The sequence below is a fragment of the Methanosarcina sp. KYL-1 genome (assembly GCF_024372725.1).
In the GTDB taxonomy this organism is placed as follows: Archaea; Halobacteriota; Methanosarcinia; order Methanosarcinales; family Methanosarcinaceae; genus Methanosarcina.
Map to the genome: position 1 here is coordinate 1 of NZ_VOUA01000045.1, position 17881 is coordinate 17881.

17 protein-coding genes are annotated in these 17881 nt (G+C 44.5%); 8 read left to right on the top strand and 9 right to left on the bottom strand.

The window, feature by feature from the left end; all coding sequences use genetic code 11:
* Together FTO70_RS17315 and FTO70_RS17320 are read right to left on the bottom strand one after the other, a co-directional pair.
* A partial coding sequence (locus FTO70_RS17315) for a helix-turn-helix domain-containing protein (protein ID WP_255337042.1) occupies positions 1 to 152 on the bottom strand: 152 nt, incomplete at its 3' end.
* A 637-nt stretch (positions 153 to 789) separates the two neighbouring features.
* Entirely contained in the window at positions 790 to 969 is a 180-nt protein-coding gene (locus FTO70_RS17320) for a hypothetical protein (protein WP_255337027.1), read from the bottom strand.
* Positions 970 to 1176: 207 nt separating this feature from the next.
* Between FTO70_RS17320 and FTO70_RS17325 the strand changes: the two genes are divergently transcribed.
* Positions 1177 to 1692, top strand: coding sequence for an NTPase (locus FTO70_RS17325; protein ID WP_255337028.1), 516 nt, complete (start codon positions 1177 to 1179; stop codon positions 1690 to 1692).
* 95 nt (positions 1693 to 1787) lie between these two features.
* On the opposite strand, the gene FTO70_RS17330 is transcribed toward FTO70_RS17325, so the two are convergent.
* Complete coding sequence (locus FTO70_RS17330) at positions 1788 to 2474, bottom strand: hypothetical protein (RefSeq protein ID WP_255337029.1); 687 nt, start codon at positions 2472 to 2474, stop codon at positions 1788 to 1790.
* 744 nt (positions 2475 to 3218) lie between these two features.
* Here FTO70_RS17330 and FTO70_RS17335 point away from each other — a divergent pair.
* Positions 3219 to 3833: a hypothetical protein gene (locus FTO70_RS17335; RefSeq protein WP_255337030.1), complete on the top strand. Its 615-nt coding sequence runs from the start codon at positions 3219 to 3221 to the stop codon at positions 3831 to 3833.
* 39 nt (positions 3834 to 3872) lie between these two features.
* Here the strand turns inward: FTO70_RS17335 and FTO70_RS17340 are convergent, their stop codons facing one another.
* The 4 genes from FTO70_RS17340 to FTO70_RS17355 all read right to left on the bottom strand — a co-directional run bounded on the left by FTO70_RS17340 (position 3873) and on the right by FTO70_RS17355 (position 8192).
* Complete coding sequence (locus FTO70_RS17340) at positions 3873 to 4088, bottom strand: hypothetical protein (protein WP_255337031.1); 216 nt, start codon at positions 4086 to 4088, stop codon at positions 3873 to 3875.
* Positions 4089 to 4235: 147 nt separating this feature from the next.
* Entirely contained in the window at positions 4236 to 5000 is a 765-nt protein-coding gene (locus FTO70_RS17345; protein ID WP_255337032.1) for a GTPase, read from the bottom strand.
* 242 nt (positions 5001 to 5242) lie between these two features.
* Positions 5243 to 7642: a PAS domain S-box protein gene (locus FTO70_RS17350; protein WP_255337033.1), complete on the bottom strand. Its 2400-nt coding sequence runs from the start codon at positions 7640 to 7642 to the stop codon at positions 5243 to 5245.
* Between the two features lie 271 nt (positions 7643 to 7913).
* On the bottom strand, positions 7914 to 8192 hold the full coding sequence (locus tag FTO70_RS17355) for a DUF5661 family protein (protein WP_255337034.1): 279 nt from the start codon (positions 8190 to 8192) through the stop codon (positions 7914 to 7916).
* Positions 8193 to 8496: 304 nt separating this feature from the next.
* On the opposite strand from FTO70_RS17355, the gene FTO70_RS17360 reads away from it, so the two are divergent.
* Positions 8497 to 8970 carry a nucleoside deaminase gene (locus FTO70_RS17360; RefSeq protein ID WP_255337035.1) on the top strand — a complete coding sequence of 158 codons (474 nt, stop codon included), beginning with the start codon at positions 8497 to 8499 and terminating at the stop codon, positions 8968 to 8970.
* Between the two features lie 169 nt (positions 8971 to 9139).
* On the opposite strand, the gene FTO70_RS17365 is transcribed toward FTO70_RS17360, so the two are convergent.
* Positions 9140 to 9433 (bottom strand): hypothetical protein, encoded by a 294-nt coding sequence (locus tag FTO70_RS17365; RefSeq protein WP_255337036.1) that lies wholly within the window; start codon positions 9431 to 9433, stop codon positions 9140 to 9142.
* Between the two features lie 837 nt (positions 9434 to 10270).
* Here FTO70_RS17365 and FTO70_RS17370 point away from each other — a divergent pair.
* On the top strand, positions 10271 to 11584 hold the full coding sequence (locus tag FTO70_RS17370) for an ATP-binding protein (protein WP_255337037.1): 1314 nt from the start codon (positions 10271 to 10273) through the stop codon (positions 11582 to 11584).
* 506 nt (positions 11585 to 12090) lie between these two features.
* Here FTO70_RS17370 and FTO70_RS17375 read toward each other — a convergent pair.
* Complete coding sequence (locus tag FTO70_RS17375; RefSeq protein WP_255337038.1) at positions 12091 to 12879, bottom strand: HNH endonuclease; 789 nt, start codon at positions 12877 to 12879, stop codon at positions 12091 to 12093.
* Between the two features lie 309 nt (positions 12880 to 13188).
* Between FTO70_RS17375 and ppsA the strand changes: the two genes are divergently transcribed.
* The 4 genes from ppsA (at position 13189) to FTO70_RS17395 (ending at position 17741) form a co-directional block, all read left to right on the top strand.
* Entirely contained in the window at positions 13189 to 15600 is a 2412-nt protein-coding gene (ppsA, locus tag FTO70_RS17380; protein WP_255337039.1) for a phosphoenolpyruvate synthase, read from the top strand.
* A 122-nt stretch (positions 15601 to 15722) separates the two neighbouring features.
* Positions 15723 to 15929, top strand: a complete 207-nt coding sequence (locus tag FTO70_RS17385) for a hypothetical protein (protein WP_255337043.1) — start codon at positions 15723 to 15725, stop codon at positions 15927 to 15929.
* Positions 15930 to 15935: 6 nt separating this feature from the next.
* Positions 15936 to 16100 carry a zinc finger domain-containing protein gene (locus FTO70_RS17390; RefSeq protein WP_255337040.1) on the top strand — a complete coding sequence of 55 codons (165 nt, stop codon included), beginning with the start codon at positions 15936 to 15938 and terminating at the stop codon, positions 16098 to 16100.
* A 321-nt stretch (positions 16101 to 16421) separates the two neighbouring features.
* Positions 16422 to 17741: a helix-turn-helix domain-containing protein gene (locus tag FTO70_RS17395; protein WP_255337041.1), complete on the top strand. Its 1320-nt coding sequence runs from the start codon at positions 16422 to 16424 to the stop codon at positions 17739 to 17741.
* Positions 17742 to 17881: the final 140 nt, after the last annotated feature.

Genomic DNA, 17881 nt, shown 5'->3' on the forward strand with positions numbered 1-17881 from the left:
TTAGAATCATAGTAACCTATGTTCTTTTGTTCTAATTCCCATGCGTTTTTCCTGAGTGCGAGTGTTTCGTTATACGTCCACCGGCAAAGCTCAAGAGTGTTATTCATAGTTGTTTTTTGAGCCTTTGTAGGATAGACCCTATACCGTAACACTTTCAACAATCAGTTCACCTTTTAGGTATCAACCTTTTAGGTATCAATATACTATCCAATAATCTTTCTCTGGCATATTATTTTATGTAGATTGTTACTTAACATATGTTAATAAAGTTACGTTGTTGGAGTTGACGGGCTGTATCCCGCCTTTGAAAAAGCGGGGATTAGCCCTTAATGCTCCTAAAAATGCAAGGCGAAACGGATGAGAACATATTACTTCGCCGTATCGTCGACCTTTTGATGTGCTGGTGGTCATTGTATTTTGATGTGCCATTACCTTGATGTGCTGGTGTTTAATGTAAAAAAAATATTCCTGTACTTTCGATTTCATATTCTTTTAAATTTTATACATGAAAAGGACAGCTTGGGCCGGTGAGTACGCCGGTACCCGATATAAGCGAATTCAAAAATCCGGCTCCTAACTTATCCCATAAGAGTCTCACATAAAGTATAAATGAATCTCCCATAAGGCATCATACATCTGGTACGTAACCACGCTCTTATGATCCCATGCCGCAATAATCCAAAACGGCAATGATTATGGAGCACAGATGGGCAAAAGCAAATTCAAAAATTAATCAATGGATGTATCAAAAAAAGTTGAGATTCAAAAGGCTGGATATTTCATTCACCTTTACTCCAGCTGCTCACTCTGCACATAGCACCCAAAGTACGTGTTCTCCTCAACCTTTTTCAAAATTCCGTTGATGCGTTCGAGGGCCTGCTCCATTTTGTCAAGGCGGGCATCAATGGTGTCAAAGCGTTTCTTGATCTCGTCGATCTTCATAAGAAGGATTTCGGACTCAGGATCCATCAAAACACTCCCCTGTTGTTCCATACATAGAATATGTCCGGCAACGTTTTTATAAGCTCCGTCTGAATAAGACGTATGTATTCGGGTGGGTTTTTAGTAAAAAACCGGTATATTTTGAAGTATATTTTGAGATATTGAGATATATTTGAGATATTGAGATATTGAGGTATATTTAGAGGTGTATTTTGATAAACAGGGGATAATTCAATGCTGAGAATTGCAGTAACAGGCCGGCCGGGGGTAGGGAAGTCAACAGTTGTGGCAAAAGCCGCTGAGAGGCTTGTCAGGGAGATGGGCCTCAAGGTTGGAGGCATCCGGACGGCCGAAATCCGAAAGGAAGGAACGCGAGAAGGTTTTTCCATCCGGGACCTTGCCACCGGAGAAACCGGCATCCTGAGCCATGCCAGTGGGAGCGGGCCGAGGGTTGGAAAATATCACGTCAACCTGGAAGACCTTGAGGGGATAGGAGCGAATGCTCTCAGGAACGCCCTTGCCTGCGACCTGGTGGTCATCGATGAGGTCGGACCAATGGAGCTCAAATCCGATGAGTTTATTTCAGCGGTGGAAGAGGTCCTGGAATCGGACAGGCCGGTGCTGGCGGTGCTGCACAGGTCCAGCAAGCATCCGCTGGTGCAGAGGATAAGGGAGGAGTTTGAGGTTTTGACGATTGATGAGGGGAACCGGAATGAACTGCCTGAAAAAATCGTGGAGATGCTAAGATGAAGGAACCATCCCTTCAAGTTAAGTTTTTTTCCAGAAATAGGTTGCTGTTTAATTAACTCGCTTCAGACATAAAAATGAAAAGGGTAGAAAGGATTTTATTTCTTTCCTCCCTGATTCGGTCCCTGGGGTTTGCTGTCATCAGGGCCTCCGCCGTTATTGCGGTTGTTATCGCTGCCTCCAGCCCCTCCTTTAGGACTGCTGCCTTTTTTGCCGCCGCCGCTCTGGGATGTTTCGGTGACTTTAACCAGGCCGCTTCCCTGATATTTGTCCACTCCATTGTCTGCAACGAAGAATAATCTCTCAACACTTGAATCAAGGTTGCTCAGATCTCTTACGTAGAAGACATATTCGTACTTATAGTCATTCTCCATATGCACTTTTGTATAGCTTGCACCTGTAAGGGCAGGAGATCCAGAGTCTGTTTCATTTGGAAGTCTAAGTGTTATCTGGTCTTTTGTGAAGGCCTTTAGATCAGTGACACTGAAGTTTTGTGTATTGGGATCATAAATCTCTGCCCAAATAGGGTTGTCGTCTTCGTCAGTTGTTAGGTATCTATAAGGATTGCTGTACACTGCCACACGGATCGGGTAACCGGGTATTGTCGGAATTACCGGTGCCGGTCGGTCAATATACATTGGATGTGCTTCCATAGGAGATATGGAAATCCAGATGTTGTCGCCTGGTAGTAGTGAGTTCGGGTCACCTGGTTCATCCTCTGCCATCGCAGGTATTGCGAGAATGCATAGTGACAATGCCATGAATAAAACTGCAAGTTTTCTCATTTATTCCCCCCTTCCTTAGAGATTTTTTGCCTTTTGTTATTGGTGTTACTTTCGCGCATTACTTATATTGTTAACAATGTAATGCGTTTTTAAAGCAAATAAATGGTATTCTCTAGCAGACATATATAATAATAGGAAATATAATTTCATTTTATAATTATTTAAGTCTGCTTATACTCAAATATTTCTATAGATAACGATATTTTCATTTTTATATATTCACTTCATTTTTCAATCGAATATATAAAAACCATAGCAGGAAGCAGAACATTTTTTTCATACTTTGAAAGTTTTTCTGAAAATGCAAAAAGGAGAGTAAAAAATGTCAGAAAACGATTTTTTTGTATTTTTTGTTTATAAGACGTGCAATTGGGATTTCCATTGAAAGTGTGGAAGAGTGAGGAGGGTTTTTCGGCTTCGTGATCACCTTATACGGAGAAATTATTGCAGAGAGCAATAACCATGTCACTTTGCTCAACGACCAAACTACCTATTCGTAGCCTATTCGTAGGTTAGTGCTATATCAGGGCAACAGCTAGCAACCTGAACGCTTTTGACCTGAGCAGCTGCGAGAGATATTTATATGAAATTTCCCTCCCTGTGGGAGCGAAGCATCGTCTTCTTCGCAGATTTGTCGAAAAGGCTTTTCTGTACAGGATTTACATATTTGAATAACAGGTAAAGTAGTCCTTTCAACAAAGCTAAATATTGTTTCCTGTGTAATTCTATACATGGTGGCAGATCATGAGCAATAATTATGAAAACGGAATCAAATGGGACATAGATACTTCGATACTTACAAATAAATTTATTTTAAAGGAGCTTTCCAGAGTTCTGGGGATTGCTGTCCTGGGCACAGTCACGATTGTATTTTTGATAATCCTGCCTTCAATTCTCGGTGGGCATTTTTATTCTGACGGCACGAACCTTTCAGGATTCAAGTATGCCCTTATGCTGATCGGCCTGCTTTTCTTATTGACCGCCCTTTTCATCTTCGCTTACTACGGGAACAAATACGAACTCACATACGTGGTGGACGAAGGAGGTGTTGAAACCCTGACCCGGACCGGGCAGAAAAAGAAAAACAGCACTGTAAACTTTTTACTCATTATCCTGGGGCTTCTTTTCCGGAACCCCACAGCAGCAGGTACGGGCTTCCTGGCAAATGCCGGGCAAAACCAGGTTATGAAGTGGAGAGACGTAAAAAAAGTAACCTTTTACCCCCGCAGCAATACGATTGTGCTTTCGGGCGGGTACGGCATCAAAAGTATCGTTTTCTGTACCGGAGATAATTACGGGCCGGTCTCGTCCAGAGTCAGCTCGCACTGTAGAGCATCCTGCCTGGTCAAAGAAAAGTAAGTTGCCCGAATAAATAAGCCCTACCTGACGTACCCTGCTTTACATCTGGGAGAGAAGGGCTAGCAGGATCACGAAAATTACTATCAAAAGTTTTGCAGTAACCAGAATTAGTTTATTCTTCAATATCCTTTCTTTTTCTGATTTTTCTTCTTTTTCCATATTTCCGTCAGTTTTCGGTTTTTCTTCTTTTTCCGGTTTTCTTTCAGTTTCCGGTTTTTCTTCTTTTTCCGGTTTTTGCTCCAGATTTTTGGCCATGCCTTTTCGTTCCTTATCCTTTTTATTTTACCTAATCTCTTTTATGTTAATTTCTTTTTAAAGCTTGAATAATTTTTCCCTTTTCTCCGGGAAAATTGCAACCAGAGCCTGGCCAAATTTTGTTCAGATAAGGAGCTTCATCATTTTTTAGGGCCGGAGAAGCCCGTTTTGCCAGTCATTGATTATCCGGACAGCTGTCCTGTTTTCGTCGACTTCTCCTTTTTTCTGAAGGAAGTTACACTGTCTGCCTATGAGTTCAAGCACAGCATAGGGGTCCTGTTCTTCTAGTGTGACCTGATAGAAGGACTCCAGGGAATTTTTGTTTTCAGAGCACAGTTTCTCTATTATTTTCAGGGCTACCCCGAAATGGTCCTTCAGGTGTGTTGCGTCTTTTACGCCAAGCAGGCCCTGTAAGTATTCGTCATTCTCGCCAAAGGGGATCACTCCGGGGGTGTCAATGAACATGATGCGTGAACCGGCGTCCACAAGCTGCACTCCTTTTGTGTGCCCCGATATGGAGGAAGTTCCGGCACTGTGCCTGCCCGTAACGCCGTTGATTACCGAGGACTTGCCTGCGTTGGGGTAGCCGAGGGTCCCGACCATAATGTCGCGCCCTTTTATGTTTGCGGTTTCAAGGATCTGGTGCCTCAGCATTGTCGTCCCGTACCTGTCCTTCCCGGAAACAAAGACCGTGGGCGCAATTTTCGAGAAGCGGGCCTTGGTTTTCTCAAGTTTTTCCTTTGATACAAGGTCGCATTTGTTGAGGACTATTATGAAGGGCTTTTTTAATCGCCTTATCTCCTTTTCGACTTCACTGTTGCGAGTCTCGTCGGGGAACCTTGCGTCCACGACCTCAAGAAGGACATCGGCTTTTTTTATTACGTCTTTTACCAGCAGCTTGTAACTTGTCATTTTACCATCATCTTGTTATTTGCCATCGTTTTGTTATTTGCCGTCTTTTTTGGTTGCCGTGCGCTGTCTATGGTGCGGTAAGGATATAAGGATATATTATGAATTGAAAAATATTTTATTACAGGACTTTAACCGCCTGTTGATTTTTTAAAAAAGATTCAATTCCTTCGAGCTCGATCTTCAGTTTCAATCTTCAGTTTCAATCTTCGGGCTCAATCCCTCCGGGTTCAAACCCTCCGGCTTCAATTCTTCCCGTATGCCGGCATTTCGAATGTAAAGGATGTGCCTTTTCCGATTTTGCTTTCCACTTCGATGCTGCCGCCATGCATCTCGATATACTTCTTTACCAGGGCAAGCCCGAGCCCCGTACCTTCAAAAGAGCGCTTCATGGAAGAATCGATCTGGACAAAAGGCTTGAAAATCTTGTCCAGGCTGTCTTCGGGGATACCGATGCCTGTGTCTTTTACGGTTATCTGGACCGTTTCTCCCTCGATTTTTGAAATGATCTCAATCGAACCGCCTGGAGGAGTGAATTTTGTTGCATTGCTTAGGAGATTGTACAGGATCTGCTGAAATTTACTCATATCAGCATAGATTTTTCCAGGCCGGTTCTCTGATATGTTTTCGGTGGGATGGTTTTCTGATTGGTTTTCTGATTGGTTTTCTGATTGGTTTTCTGATAATTGGTTCTCTGATAATTGGTTCTCTGATAATTGGTTCTCTGATAATTGGTTCTCTAATAATTGGTTCTCTGATATATTGTTCAGGTTCTTTGATTTGTAGTTTAATGTGAGGTTCTTTTCTCCTGTTTGGGGGAGCATCATTGAAATGACTTTATCGATGGACTCGTCGACGAAAAACTCTTCTTTGTTGAGTTCAAGTTTTCCGGATTCTGCTTTTGATAGATCCAGGATATCGTTGATGATATTGAGGAGATTTTTCCCGCTTGATGAAATAAACTGGACATACCTTAACTGTTTTTCATTGAGGCTCCCGCCTATTCCGTTTGTAAGGAGGTCCGAAAAGCCGATAATTGAGTTCAAAGGTGTCCTCAGCTCGTGGCTCATGTTTGCCAGGAACTCGCTTTTTGTGCGGTTTGCGGATTCGGCAGCGATTTTTGCATTAATCAAGGCTTCTTCTGCCTGTTTTCTTACGGTTATGTCCCTTATGACAACAATGTTTGCAGGCCTGTTCTCGTAGTTTATTTTGGTGCCCAGGCCTTCAATCCAGAAAGATTCGCCTTTCGGGGAAATTACTCTGTAAGTGTTCAGGTATCCTCCCCTGTCACTCAGCACATTTATCTGGTCCTTTATTGCGGTTTCTACGGATTCGGGAGCCAGGAATTTTACAATATTTGCACCGATTACCTCTTCCATCCCAACATCTAATAGTTTTCCAACGGCTGCGTTTGCGGTTAAAATGTTGCCTTCAAAGTCCAGGATGAGTATGCTGTCAGGAGTATAATCTACAAGTGTACGGAAGCTCTCTTCACTTTTCCTTAATGTCTCTTCAGCTTTTTTGCGTTCCGTAATGTCCCGGACGTAAGCAATCAGCCTCTCTTCCCCGCCCAGTTTGAAGAGTTTGGTTGCAATTTCAGTGGGAAAGGTGGTTCCGTCTTTCTTTCTGTTAACCCTTTCAACTGCAGTATCTCCTGTAGTATCTTCAGAGGTTATGACCTCAGGCAGGGTCCTTGCAAAATCCCCGGGAACGAGGTCTGCAATCGTCAGTCCTATCATTTCTTCCTTGCTGTAGCCGAACATCCTGCAGGCTGAACCGTTGCAGTCAAGGATCTCTCCCCTGTTCGTTTCTACAAAAATTCCATCAATTGCTAATTCTACAAGGTGTTTGAATTTCTCTTCGGATTCTATCAGATCTAGTTCGGTTTTTTTGCTGGCAGTGATATCATAAACATTGGTGAAAAGCAGTTCCTTACCTTTTATGTTAATCAGGTTGGTATACACTTCTACGTTTCTGATTTCCCCGCTGGCAAGTTTATGGCAGGAGTGGAAATGGCCTTTCTTTTCGGAAGAAACCTGCAGCCGAAGCTCTTCCATTTTTTCACTGGATAGGAGATTGATGTCATAAATTTTCTTTGAGGTTAATTCTTTATGCGAATACCCATAATAAGCACATGCAGGATCATTTGCGTCAACGATGAGACACCCGTCAGGCTCTACTAAAAGTGTTACTGCCGGGCTGTTTTTGAATAACTGCTTATACCGGTTTTCGCTTTCTTTCAGGGCTTCATAATTCCTTTTTATCCTTATCAAAGAATTTATTCTTGTTTTAAGTTCGAAGCTGTCTACTGGCTTGTTAATAAAGTCGTCAGCTCCGCATTGAATTGCCTTTATTTTATTTGCTTTTTCAAAAAACCCGGAGATGATTATTACCGGTATAAATCTATATTCCTGGTCCTTTTTGAGAATCCTGCAAATTTCATACCCATCAATTACAGGCAGCATCAGGTCTAACAATATCAAATCCGGAAGCTGGTTTTTTACAAGCTCCAGTGCTTCTTTTCCGTTGCAGGCAGGGATAGGAAGATAATCGTCCTCAAGTTGTGAACATAGCAACTCTACCAGGCCAGGTTCATCATCAACAATGAGGACTTTTGGTTTCTCGGAAGGGTGCAATTTGATCATCTTTGAAGGGTGATTTAATTCAGTTTTTTTGAGTCCATTCTAATTAACAAACTCTTATGTGGTGTAGATAGCAAAATATAATGCAGGTATTATAATGTAGAATATCAAGCATTACTATATCTCTTTTTATATAATTCACTTTCCTATGTTTTGTTTTTTTCAAAGTAGAAACAGGAGTGAACGAATGGAACAAACCATTCATTTTCTAAAAAGAAAATGAAATAAGAAAAAGGGAGTGGGAAATATTAAACGCTGAGTGTTAGTCCATTGCTCAGTCTTTTTCCCAGAATTCCTCGGCTTCCTCTTCCATCTCTTCCAGCCTGTCATAGTAGTCCGGGAATTCATTAAGATGGGCGAGGGCAATTTTTCCCGTCATTATGGGGTCATCGTTGGTAACATTTGTTGCAGGGTCCTGTGTGCCGTGTTCAAGTTCTACGTCCATACCTCTCCTGAACTGGTCAACATCGAACTTATCCCATTTTAGTCCCAGTTGTTCCCCAACTGCCTTTGCTTCTTCCGCTGTAAAACTCTTGGTTGCCAAAATTATCACCAGTCAATAATTTTATGCATGTTTGTACTTAAATTTATCCTGCAAAATTATTTTGTAATTTTATTTTTCCGTGTCCACTACCCACTCCCCAAAGCCGCCCACGAGTCCCACCCCCAATATTACTTATGAAATTTTTTGATGTATCCCTGCGTCCCTTTATCTTTTAATAAAATTTATGCCATATGTCATATTAGCAGTGAGTACGTAAATGAAAGAACAAGAGACAAATACGTAAATGAGAGTACAAGAAACAAATACCGTAAATGAGAGTACAAGAAACAAATACCGTAAATGAGAGTAAAAAATGCAAGATAAAGACTTACTTTTTATGATGCGTGCCATAGAACTTTCCTGCGAAAGTGTAACTAAAGGAGGAGGTCCCTTCGGTGCCGTAATCACCAGAAATGGCGAAATTATCGCAGAGAGCCACAACCAGGTCACCCTGCTCAACGACCCCACCGCCCATGCCGAGATCAACGTCATCAGGGCCGCAGCCCAAAAACTGAACACCTTTGACCTTAGCGGCTGCGAGATCTACGCTTCCTGCGAACCCTGCCCGATGTGCCTCGGGGCCATCTACTGGGCCAGGCTCGATAAAATCTTCTTTGCCGCCACAAGGGACGACGTCGAAAAAATCGGTTTTGACGACTCCTTCATTTATTCCGAAATATTGCGCCCCCTCAAAGAGCGGCGTATAAAGTTCAGCCAGATCCTGAGGAAAGAAGCCCTTGAAGCCTTCAAGGCCTGGGAAGAATGTGAAAATAAGGTGGAATACTGACTTTCAGCTCTCATATTTTATATTTTTACAGTTCCGGCCCGCTGTGTGCACTCGACCGGAATAACCAATGATTATAGAAGTAGAAGAAGCTCGTCCATCATTTTGTTGTGAGACCTCAGGAAAATCCGGAACCTCTTAACGGGATTGTGTGGTGGGTACCGGGACTCTCTTATTTTTCCTTATCTTTTTCCCCGATCGCTGCCCCGATCGCCATCCCTAGGGCAGGCCCGAGAGCAACCCCCAGGGCTATGTTGTCCATCAGAAGGCCCATTATCAAACCAAGCGACATGCCAACGGCAAGCCCGGTCCCCATTGCATCCTCCTTCTTGTTCTCTTTCCCGTAACCTTTTGTGTATTTGCCGGTCTTATTGACCTTTTTTCCCAGCCGGTAGGAGACGAGGAGAAGAGATATAGCAGCGACAATTAAAATTATAACGATTTGTAAAAATGCCGGATTGGTCATTATTTTGAATCTGTCGGTCAATACATAAAGGTTTTCACAGAGGATAAATGAACAGAAAGTATCGCATCTTGCTTTTTGGCAGCCCAGCATTTGCGTGGGCTTGTGTAAACTCAGAAGGAATAAACAGGGGATTCCTAACAGAATGAACGAATGAAAACCGACAGCCATTTAATTGGATTGTTTGGTGGGTACCGGGACTCTCACCGGCCGACGAAGGAGGCCGGCCTTTTCCAACCCTAATTCCGCTTCGGGAGCACGGGGTCCGTTTCGCTCGCGTTGCTCGCTCAAGCGGACTAAAATGCCAGCCTTGATTGATTAGAACACATTATTTTGCCGCATTCCCAACCTTTGTGTTAGCGCTTACTTCAAAAAAACTTGCATGCGACTTTGATTTCAACCTCTTTTCAATTTCAGTCCTGAAAAAGCCGGCCTTCGGCCGGTGAGTACCCCGGTACTCGATAAAAGCGGATTAAAAAACCTGGCCCATGATGCCATTAATTCTACGATTAGATTCCGGCGTGCTGCGAGCACTTTCTCAAAATAACCGAATTGCCCGTGTAAATAAAAAGAAGTCATCGAGTCCTTTGATTGTGATGTCTTTGGATAATCCGGCACCTCTTGACGGGGTTGCCTGGTGAGTATTATTAGTGTAAAGTTACCGATATGAATGACAATAATTAATGTAAAGTTAACGATATGAATGATAGCTATTTTGACTTAACTACCGATGTAGATAATAGCTATTGAAATAAAATTATCGATATAAGTGATAACTATTTGAGTAAAATTACCGATATAGATGATAACTTTTAATAGCTGCAAAAGATATCAGGATATATGGACAAAAAAGAGATACTGGAAATACTTCTCGATTGGAACTTCTGGAAAAAGGACCAGTACACAGGTACAAGAAGAGAAGAACTGTTGGACACAATAGAAAGAAAAGCACAGGCTAAAGAAATAATGGTCATTACCGGTGCAAGAAGGACCGGTAAATCAACTATAATCCTCCAGTATCTAGAAGAAAAAATTAAGGAAGGGACAGCAAAAGAAGCCATACTCGTAATAAACTTTGAAGACCCGCGTTTCAGGGACCTGGATCTCGCCCTCCTGAACAGGATCTACGAGATATACGAAACGGAAATAAAAACAAGTTCCGAAGAGCAATACGTGGTCCTTGACGAAGTCCAGGTAATAGACGGCTGGGAAAAATTCGCTCGCTACCTCCATGAAAACAGGCGGATAAACGTATTTATAACCGGTTCAAGTTCAAGGCTTTTGAGTTCCGAATATTCGACCGTCCTTGCGGGCCGCCACATAGACACGGAGGTATATCCCCTATCTTTTAAAGAGTACCTTGAGTTCAAGGGCATAAATATCGAGAGCAAACTTGACCTTATCTCAGAACGCCACAGAATAAAAAAAATGCTTAAAGAATACATAGAGACGGGTGGCTTTCCGAAAGTTGCGCTTGAGAAAGACGAAAGAAACAAAAAAGAGCTCCTCTACACCTATTTCCGGGACATCCTGATCAAAGACGTAACCATGAGGTACGGAATAAGAGACATAGAAAAACTGGAAGAACTTGCAAAATATTATCTAACGAACATATCGTCCCCAAACTCATACAACAGGATAAAAAATGTTCTCAAAACAAGCCTCGATACGGTTGAACGCTACTCCTCATACATAGAAGGCACATACATGCTGTTCTTTATAAAAAAATACTCCTACTCCTTAAAAGAACAGATCCTTAACCCGCGAAAGGTCTATTGCATAGATACAGGATTGAGAAACACAGTATCCTTTGCCTTTTCGGAAGATTACGGCAGGCTGGTCGAGAACATCGTGTTCATGCAGCTCAGAAGAAAGTACCGGGATATCTATTACTGGAAAGACGAAAAGCAAAAGGAAGTTGACTTCCTGGTCAATGAAAAAAACAGGATCATCCAGGCAGTTCAGGTCTGCTGGGACATAAGCAGTGAAAAGACTAGAAAACGGGAAATTGAAGGACTGCTGTCAGCCATGGAGACCTTTGAGCTGGACGAGGGTCTCATCCTTACCGAGGATACGGAAGAAGAAATCACGGTGGATAATAGGAAAATAACTTTCGTACCTATCTGGAAATGGCTGCTTCTTGATGGGGAATGACTGCCCGAGTTTCAAGTCTTATTTTTTTATTTTTTTACTGGTGTCGGGACAGATGCACAAACTTTCCCGGAAATGTCGCAACTTCAAACAGAAATTGAAGAAAGCCTTTCCATTTGCATTTCATCGTGAAGTTTCTGTTAAATCCGGAACCAGTTTATCGACTTGCTTAATAGGTCCCGGGGCTCTCACCGGGCGCCGAAGGCGGCCGGCTTTTCCAGAAGTAAATTGAATAATAGATTTGAAAGTAAAAACACCCGACTGGATTGATAAGAACACATTACTTTGCGGCATTCCCAACTTTTGACATGCCAGCGCTTATTTAAAAAAACTGTATGTCTTTCAATTTCATCTTCTTTTCAATTTCAGTCCGGGAAAGGCCGGCCTTCGGCCGGTGAGTGCCCCGGTACCTGATATAAGCGGATTAAAAAAGTGGTCCGAATGCCAAAATTATAAACGATGAACCTCCAGCGCCCTTCTCTGATAGTCAGGTGTCAAATTTTTAAATCTTATTTTTTATTTTCTAGCAGCAAGTTTTGCACTTCTTTTAGAGAAAGAACTTTATCCTTTCTTTTGTGAATTATACGATGACAGTTAGCACAAACACATATTAGATCCGTTTCAGGATTTATCTCAACATCACATTTTTCTTCTGAAAGTGGTTTTATATGATGAACTTCGATATAGCCTTTCCCGATTTCACCGTATGTCTTCTCAAAATCGAATCCACATGCCTGACATACAGTGCCATGTATTGTGATAGCATTACGTCTATTGATTGAATTTCGTTCATATTGAGTAGTATAGCACACTCTAATTTTGCCATCCGGTCGATTTTCTACAAGATAACTTGTAAGTTCTTGTTTTTCGGATGGAAACTCTTGCTTATCTACCATCTCAAGCTCTTCTAAAGCCTGGACTAACTCATCTCTTAACTTCCAGACAAAATGATTACCTTCTTTGTAATCTTCATACCACCCTTCAAATGGTACGATGAATACTGATTTCTTACCTGTAGTTCCGATTACTTCAAACCGATCTAGATGCTTTAGAATTCGTTGAGTTAACCCTTTGACAATTCCATTATATGGGGACTTTTTCAAATTAGAAGGATACTTTGCCATTATTGCTTGTGTTGTAGCTCTATGGTCAATTTCATCATACCATTTAGAAACCATATCTAAAGAAGCTTTATCAAAAATTTTTGGATTTTGAAGCATTGATTTCCATTCTTCCACAGTGATATCAATATCTGCTTCATATCGACCATCAGAATACTTCAAGTATCGCTGTTCCATCAGTAACCCACCTTTCAATTTAGGTTAATACGCAGAATGGGGATATAACCATAGAAACTTTAAATTTTTTGAGTATAGCGTTACAACTATCGCTTATCCCTTCTCCCTCTGCCCACCTCTTCCCTTCTAGGCAAACCCATTTCTTTCATTAGCGCATAAATTACAATAGGGTCCGCATCCGATACGAAGAAAAACCTGTCGGGCAAGGGGAAACCTGCAGGTGAACTTCTTTACTGCGGTGTTAAAGTTTAAATGTATTGCCTTACTTACTTAATTTTCATAAAATAATTATAAGGGGATTTCCGGGATATGCCTGAAAACAGATACATCCGCTGGTTTAAGGATACTACGATTGATGACGTCCCGCTTGTGGGCGGGAAGAATGCTTCTCTCGGGGAAATGTACCGGGAACTGAGTTCGAAGGGGATAAGGATCCCGAATGGGTTTTCGATTACTGCGGAGGCTTACTGGCACGTGCTGGCAGCCGGGGGGATCCTGGGCAAGCTCAAGGAGTCGATGGAAGGGCTGGATACTTCGGACGTTGCCGACCTTGCGAAGCGGGGGAAGATGGCCCGCGACCTGATTCTGGGGGCGGGGATTCCGGACGATTTGTGGGGAGAGGTGAAGAAGGCTTACGACAGGCTCTGCGAGGAGTACGGGGAAGATACCGACGTGGCTGTCCGGAGTTCGGCAACGGCTGAGGACCTGCCCACGGCTTCTTTTGCGGGGCAGCAGGAGACTTACCTCAACATCCGGGGCTACCCGGCGCTTCGGGATGCCTGCACGCGCTGTTTTGCGTCGCTTTTTACGGACAGGGCGATTTCCTACAGGGTGACCAATAAATTCGACCACTTCAAGGTGGCGCTTTCCATCGGGGTCATGAAGATGGTCAGGTCGGACCTGGCTTCGAGCGGGGTTATCTTTACCCTGGATACGGAGACGGGGTTTCCGGACGTTGTGTTTATCACCGGGGCTTACGGGCTTGGGGAAAACATCGTGCAGGGGCAGGTCAACCCTGACGAGTTCTACGTCTTTAAGCCGACTTTCCGGGAGGGGTATAAGCCCATCATCAAAAAGAAGGTCGGAAGCAAAGAGATCAAGATGATCTACGGGCGCGGGGACTCGAAGGTGCTCACCCGGAACGTGGAGGTCCCTGAGGCTGACAGGCTGCGCTTCTGCCTCGACGACGAAGAGGTGCTTAAGCTTGCCGGGTATGCGATTGCAATTGAGGACCACTACTCAAACAAATACAGGGAATCCCGGCCCATGGATATTGAGTGGGCAAAGGACGGCATTACAGGCGAGCTGTTTATCGTCCAGGCCAGGCCCGAGACCGTCCAGTCCCAGAAAAGGAAGGACGTCCTGGAGACCTATGTCCTTGAGGAGCGCTCCGAAGTCCTTGCCAGGGGCAGGAGCGTGGGAGATAAGATCGCTGCCGGAAAAGCTCATGTGGTCCCGGATGTTTCGGACCTGCCCTCGTTCAAGCCCGGGGAAGTCCTCATTGCGGACACCACCACCCCTGACTGGGAGCCGGTCATGAAAACTGCGGCTGCCATTGTCACTAACAAAGGCGGGCGGACCTGCCATGCTGCAATCGTGAGCCGGGAACTCGGGATCCCTGCGGTCGTGGGGGCCGGAAATGCCACCGAGGTGCTTGAGACCGGCAGGGAAATCACGGTCAGCTGCGCAGAAGGCGAGGACGGGCTCGTGTATGCCGGAATCCTGCCTTTCCACATGGACACCCTGGGCTTAAAAGACCTGGAGAGGCCGAAGACCGAAGTCATGATGAACCTGGGAAACCCGGAGGAAGCTTTTTCCTTTTCCATGATTCCCAATGACGGGATCGGGCTTGCGCGGCTTGAGTTCATAATCAACAGCTACATCAAGATCCACCCCATGGCCCTCGTGCACCCGGAAAAGCTCACGGACCAAAAAGTCCGCCGGGAAATCGAGGAGCTGACCCGGGGGTATGCGGACAAGGGAGAGTACTTCGTCGAGCAGCTTGCCGAAGGGGTCGGGACGATTGCTGCAGCCTTCTACCCGAAGCCCGTTGTGGTCCGCATGAGCGACTTCAAGACCAACGAATACGCAAGCCTCGTCGGGGGCAGCTACTTCGAAATGGAAGAGAGCAACCCCATGATAGGGTTCCGTGGGGCTTCCCGCTACTTTGACAAGCGCTACAGGGAAGGCTATGCCCTGGAGTGCCGGGCCATGAAAAAAGTCAGGGACGAGATGGGCCTGACAAACCTCATTCTCATGATCCCTTTCTGCAGGACCGTCGAGGAAGGGAGGAAAGTGCTTGCCGAAATGGAGAAAAACGGACTCAAGCGGGGAGAAAATGGGCTCCAGGTCTATGTCATGTGCGAGATCCCCAACAACGTCCTCCTTATAGACGAGTTCAGCGAACTCTTTGACGGCTTTTCCATTGGCTCAAATGACCTGACCCAGCTGACCCTCGGCGTTGACCGGGACTCCGAACTGCTTGCTGCCGAATTCGATGAGCGGGACCCCGGAGTCATGAAGATAGTTGCAATGGCCGTACAGGGAGCAAAGCGAAACAGGAGGCACAGCGGAATCTGCGGGCAGGCCCCGAGCGACTACCCGGAGTTTGCAGAGTTCCTGGTAAAGGAAGGGATCGAGTCCATTTCCCTCAACCCCGATTCGGTCATGAAGATCACCCTGACGGTCCTGGAAGCGGAAAAGAAATTCGGAAGGCGCTGAGCTCGCAAGAGCCCTGGCACTTCTTTAACTATATATTCCCCCTGCTTTAATATGGGTTATTTAGGTAATCTATATATAACTTGTTATACAATTAGCTATTGTAGGTAAAATACCAGAGATTTATGAACAATTATGAAAAAAAGCTGCAAAATAATTATTTATGGGGATCAAAAAAGGAGGAAAACAGCATGGGTTTCTTAAAAATATGTCCTGAGTGCCACTCAGAACTTGAAAATAAGCTCTTTGGGGGGTATCAGTACTGTCCCGTTTGCGGGTACTGGACCAGGAAAGAAACAGCGAGGCTTGAGCCTATAATGATCATGGAGTGATTAAGCATGCTTGAGTCCTTACCGAAATGTATCCGCTGCGGCACAGCTCTCAAAAAGCAGGTCCTCGGCTCAAATACCCTTTATTATTGTAGAAAATGCGGGTGCACATCCTCAGCTACAGCTATAAACACCTCTGCAGTCGCCTCTGTTCAGCAGATGGTAAATATTTAATAGTAACCCGCAAACCAAAATTAATCAAAATTAAATAAACCGCAAGCCAAAAAATCTCCGATAGATTTGGTCCTTTCCGCATTCTCCAGTCAGCGGCAAGGGACCGAATTTTTTTATTTTGTTTTACTGAACCGTTTTACTGAACCGTTTTACTGAACCGTTTTACTGAACTGTTTCAACTTTGTAATGTTTCAACTTTGAATTGTTTAGTATTTCCTTTAAAAATGAAATTTTTAAGTAACTTGAAATGAAAAAAGTATATGATTCTTGACCCCTCACTTATGCCTTATAAATCTGAATAACCCCTGCGTTTGATCATATATGGTTGAAAAAGAAATCGATTCCTTATGCAGCCAGTACGGCCTGAGATCTACCACTCTTTCAGAGTTCACCTTCAGAGTCAATTTTCCGGACCCTGCTATTGAAGGGGGCTTTATGGAAGAGGATAATTCCCTTTACCTTCCTCTCTATGAAGAAGGGCAGGCATTTTCCTCCCTTTCTCCCCTTTCCTCTCTTTCCTTTCTTTCTTCCCTCTCTTCCCTTCCGGGAGTGGAGGGCAGAACTCCTGCCTACATTCAGCTTGTCCTGGACCCTGAAAAAGCGAGTGCTGAGTACCTTGCGGACTTTTTTAACAACCCCCTCGGGAAGAAGATAAGGAAGGCCTGGGAGGCCAGGGGTTTTATAAAGGGGCCTGTAACTCCTGCCAGGTCGGAGGATTCGGTTCCGGAAATGGTTTCAGAGATAGTTTCGGAAACGGTCCCTGAAGTGGTGTCGGAGACAGTTGTCGGAAAAATTCCTTTTTCATCCGGGGATGCCTTTACGGGGGAGACTTCATTTGCAGGGGAGGCGTCGGTTGAAGACCTGTGTGCTGAAGACGATGAAAGCACGGCAGTACTTGCAGGGACAGGGATCTCTCTTGCTTCCGGATCCGGGCCTTCTTTCCGGGTCGACGTGGAGGGCCTGACCCACAGTAAATTGTATTTTCCTGACCTGCATACCCAGCTTGAGATCCTTAAAATAAAGGTCCTGATAGGAGAGCTGGTCTCCCAGCTCAGCCTTTTTGAACACAGGCTTTCTACTTACCCGAAAAGCATCGCCCATATCGAGGAGAAGCTCGAACTCATCCGGGAAGCCGTGAAGCTTGCAAACGACTCCGACTACATCCTTGAACTGATCCGCAGGGGGGAGAGCAAAAAGCTCGAGTTCAAGTCCACCCTCCGCATGAACCTCATGAGCGGGAAACCGGACTGGAACGTCGAACACGCTGTTCTGAAGACCATCGTCGCTTACCTGAACACCGACGGCGGCATCCTCCTTGTAGGGGTCTCCAACGACGGGGAAGTCCTGGGGATTGAAAACGACGGTTTTCCGAACGAGGACAAGTTCCTCCTCCACTTCAAGCAGCTCATAAAGCAGCACATCGGCCTCGCCTACGCTCCTCTTATCGAATACACCCTTGTGCCGGTCAACGGCAAAAAAATCCTGGAGATCGACTGCAGGAAGGGCGATGAAGCTGTTTTCATGAGGCCTGGCAAAAATGAGGAAGAGTTTTACATCCGGGTCGGGCCTTCCAGCGAGCGGCTTACCGGTAGCAAGCTTATCGAGTATGTGAGCCGGCGGTATAACGGGAATCATCAGTGATCCGGAATAAGCATTTAGGAGCATTAAGGGCTAATCCCCGCTTTTTCAAAGGCTGGATACAGCCCGTCAACTCCAACAACGCAACTTTATTAACATATGTATAGTAACCATCTACATAAAATAATATGCCAGAGAAAGAT

Bases quoted from the DNA above. Each gene is read 5' to 3' on its own strand.
- FTO70_RS17325 (WP_255337028.1), top strand. From the start codon at position 1,177: ATGCTGAGAATTGCAGTAACAGGCCGGCCGGGGGTAGGGAAGTCAACA.
- FTO70_RS17365 (WP_255337036.1), bottom strand. From the start codon at position 9,433: ATGACCAATCCGGCATTTTTACAAATCGTTATAATTTTAATTGTCGCT.
- FTO70_RS17320 (WP_255337027.1), bottom strand. From the start codon at position 969: ATGGATCCTGAGTCCGAAATCCTTCTTATGAAGATCGACGAGATCAAG.
- FTO70_RS17335 (WP_255337030.1), top strand. From the start codon at position 3,219: ATGAGCAATAATTATGAAAACGGAATCAAATGGGACATAGATACTTCG.
- FTO70_RS17395 (WP_255337041.1), top strand. From the start codon at position 16,422: ATGGTTGAAAAAGAAATCGATTCCTTATGCAGCCAGTACGGCCTGAGA.
- FTO70_RS17385 (WP_255337043.1), top strand. From the start codon at position 15,723: ATGAACAATTATGAAAAAAAGCTGCAAAATAATTATTTATGGGGATCA.
- FTO70_RS17330 (WP_255337029.1), bottom strand. From the start codon at position 2,474: ATGAGAAAACTTGCAGTTTTATTCATGGCATTGTCACTATGCATTCTC.
- FTO70_RS17350 (WP_255337033.1), bottom strand. From the start codon at position 7,642: ATGATCAAATTGCACCCTTCCGAGAAACCAAAAGTCCTCATTGTTGAT.
- FTO70_RS17360 (WP_255337035.1), top strand. From the start codon at position 8,497: ATGCAAGATAAAGACTTACTTTTTATGATGCGTGCCATAGAACTTTCC.
- FTO70_RS17390 (WP_255337040.1), top strand. From the start codon at position 15,936: ATGCTTGAGTCCTTACCGAAATGTATCCGCTGCGGCACAGCTCTCAAA.
- FTO70_RS17375 (WP_255337038.1), bottom strand. From the start codon at position 12,879: ATGGAACAGCGATACTTGAAGTATTCTGATGGTCGATATGAAGCAGAT.
- FTO70_RS17340 (WP_255337031.1), bottom strand. From the start codon at position 4,088: ATGGCCAAAAATCTGGAGCAAAAACCGGAAAAAGAAGAAAAACCGGAA.
- FTO70_RS17345 (WP_255337032.1), bottom strand. From the start codon at position 5,000: ATGACAAGTTACAAGCTGCTGGTAAAAGACGTAATAAAAAAAGCCGAT.
- ppsA (WP_255337039.1), top strand. From the start codon at position 13,189: ATGCCTGAAAACAGATACATCCGCTGGTTTAAGGATACTACGATTGAT.
- FTO70_RS17370 (WP_255337037.1), top strand. From the start codon at position 10,271: ATGGACAAAAAAGAGATACTGGAAATACTTCTCGATTGGAACTTCTGG.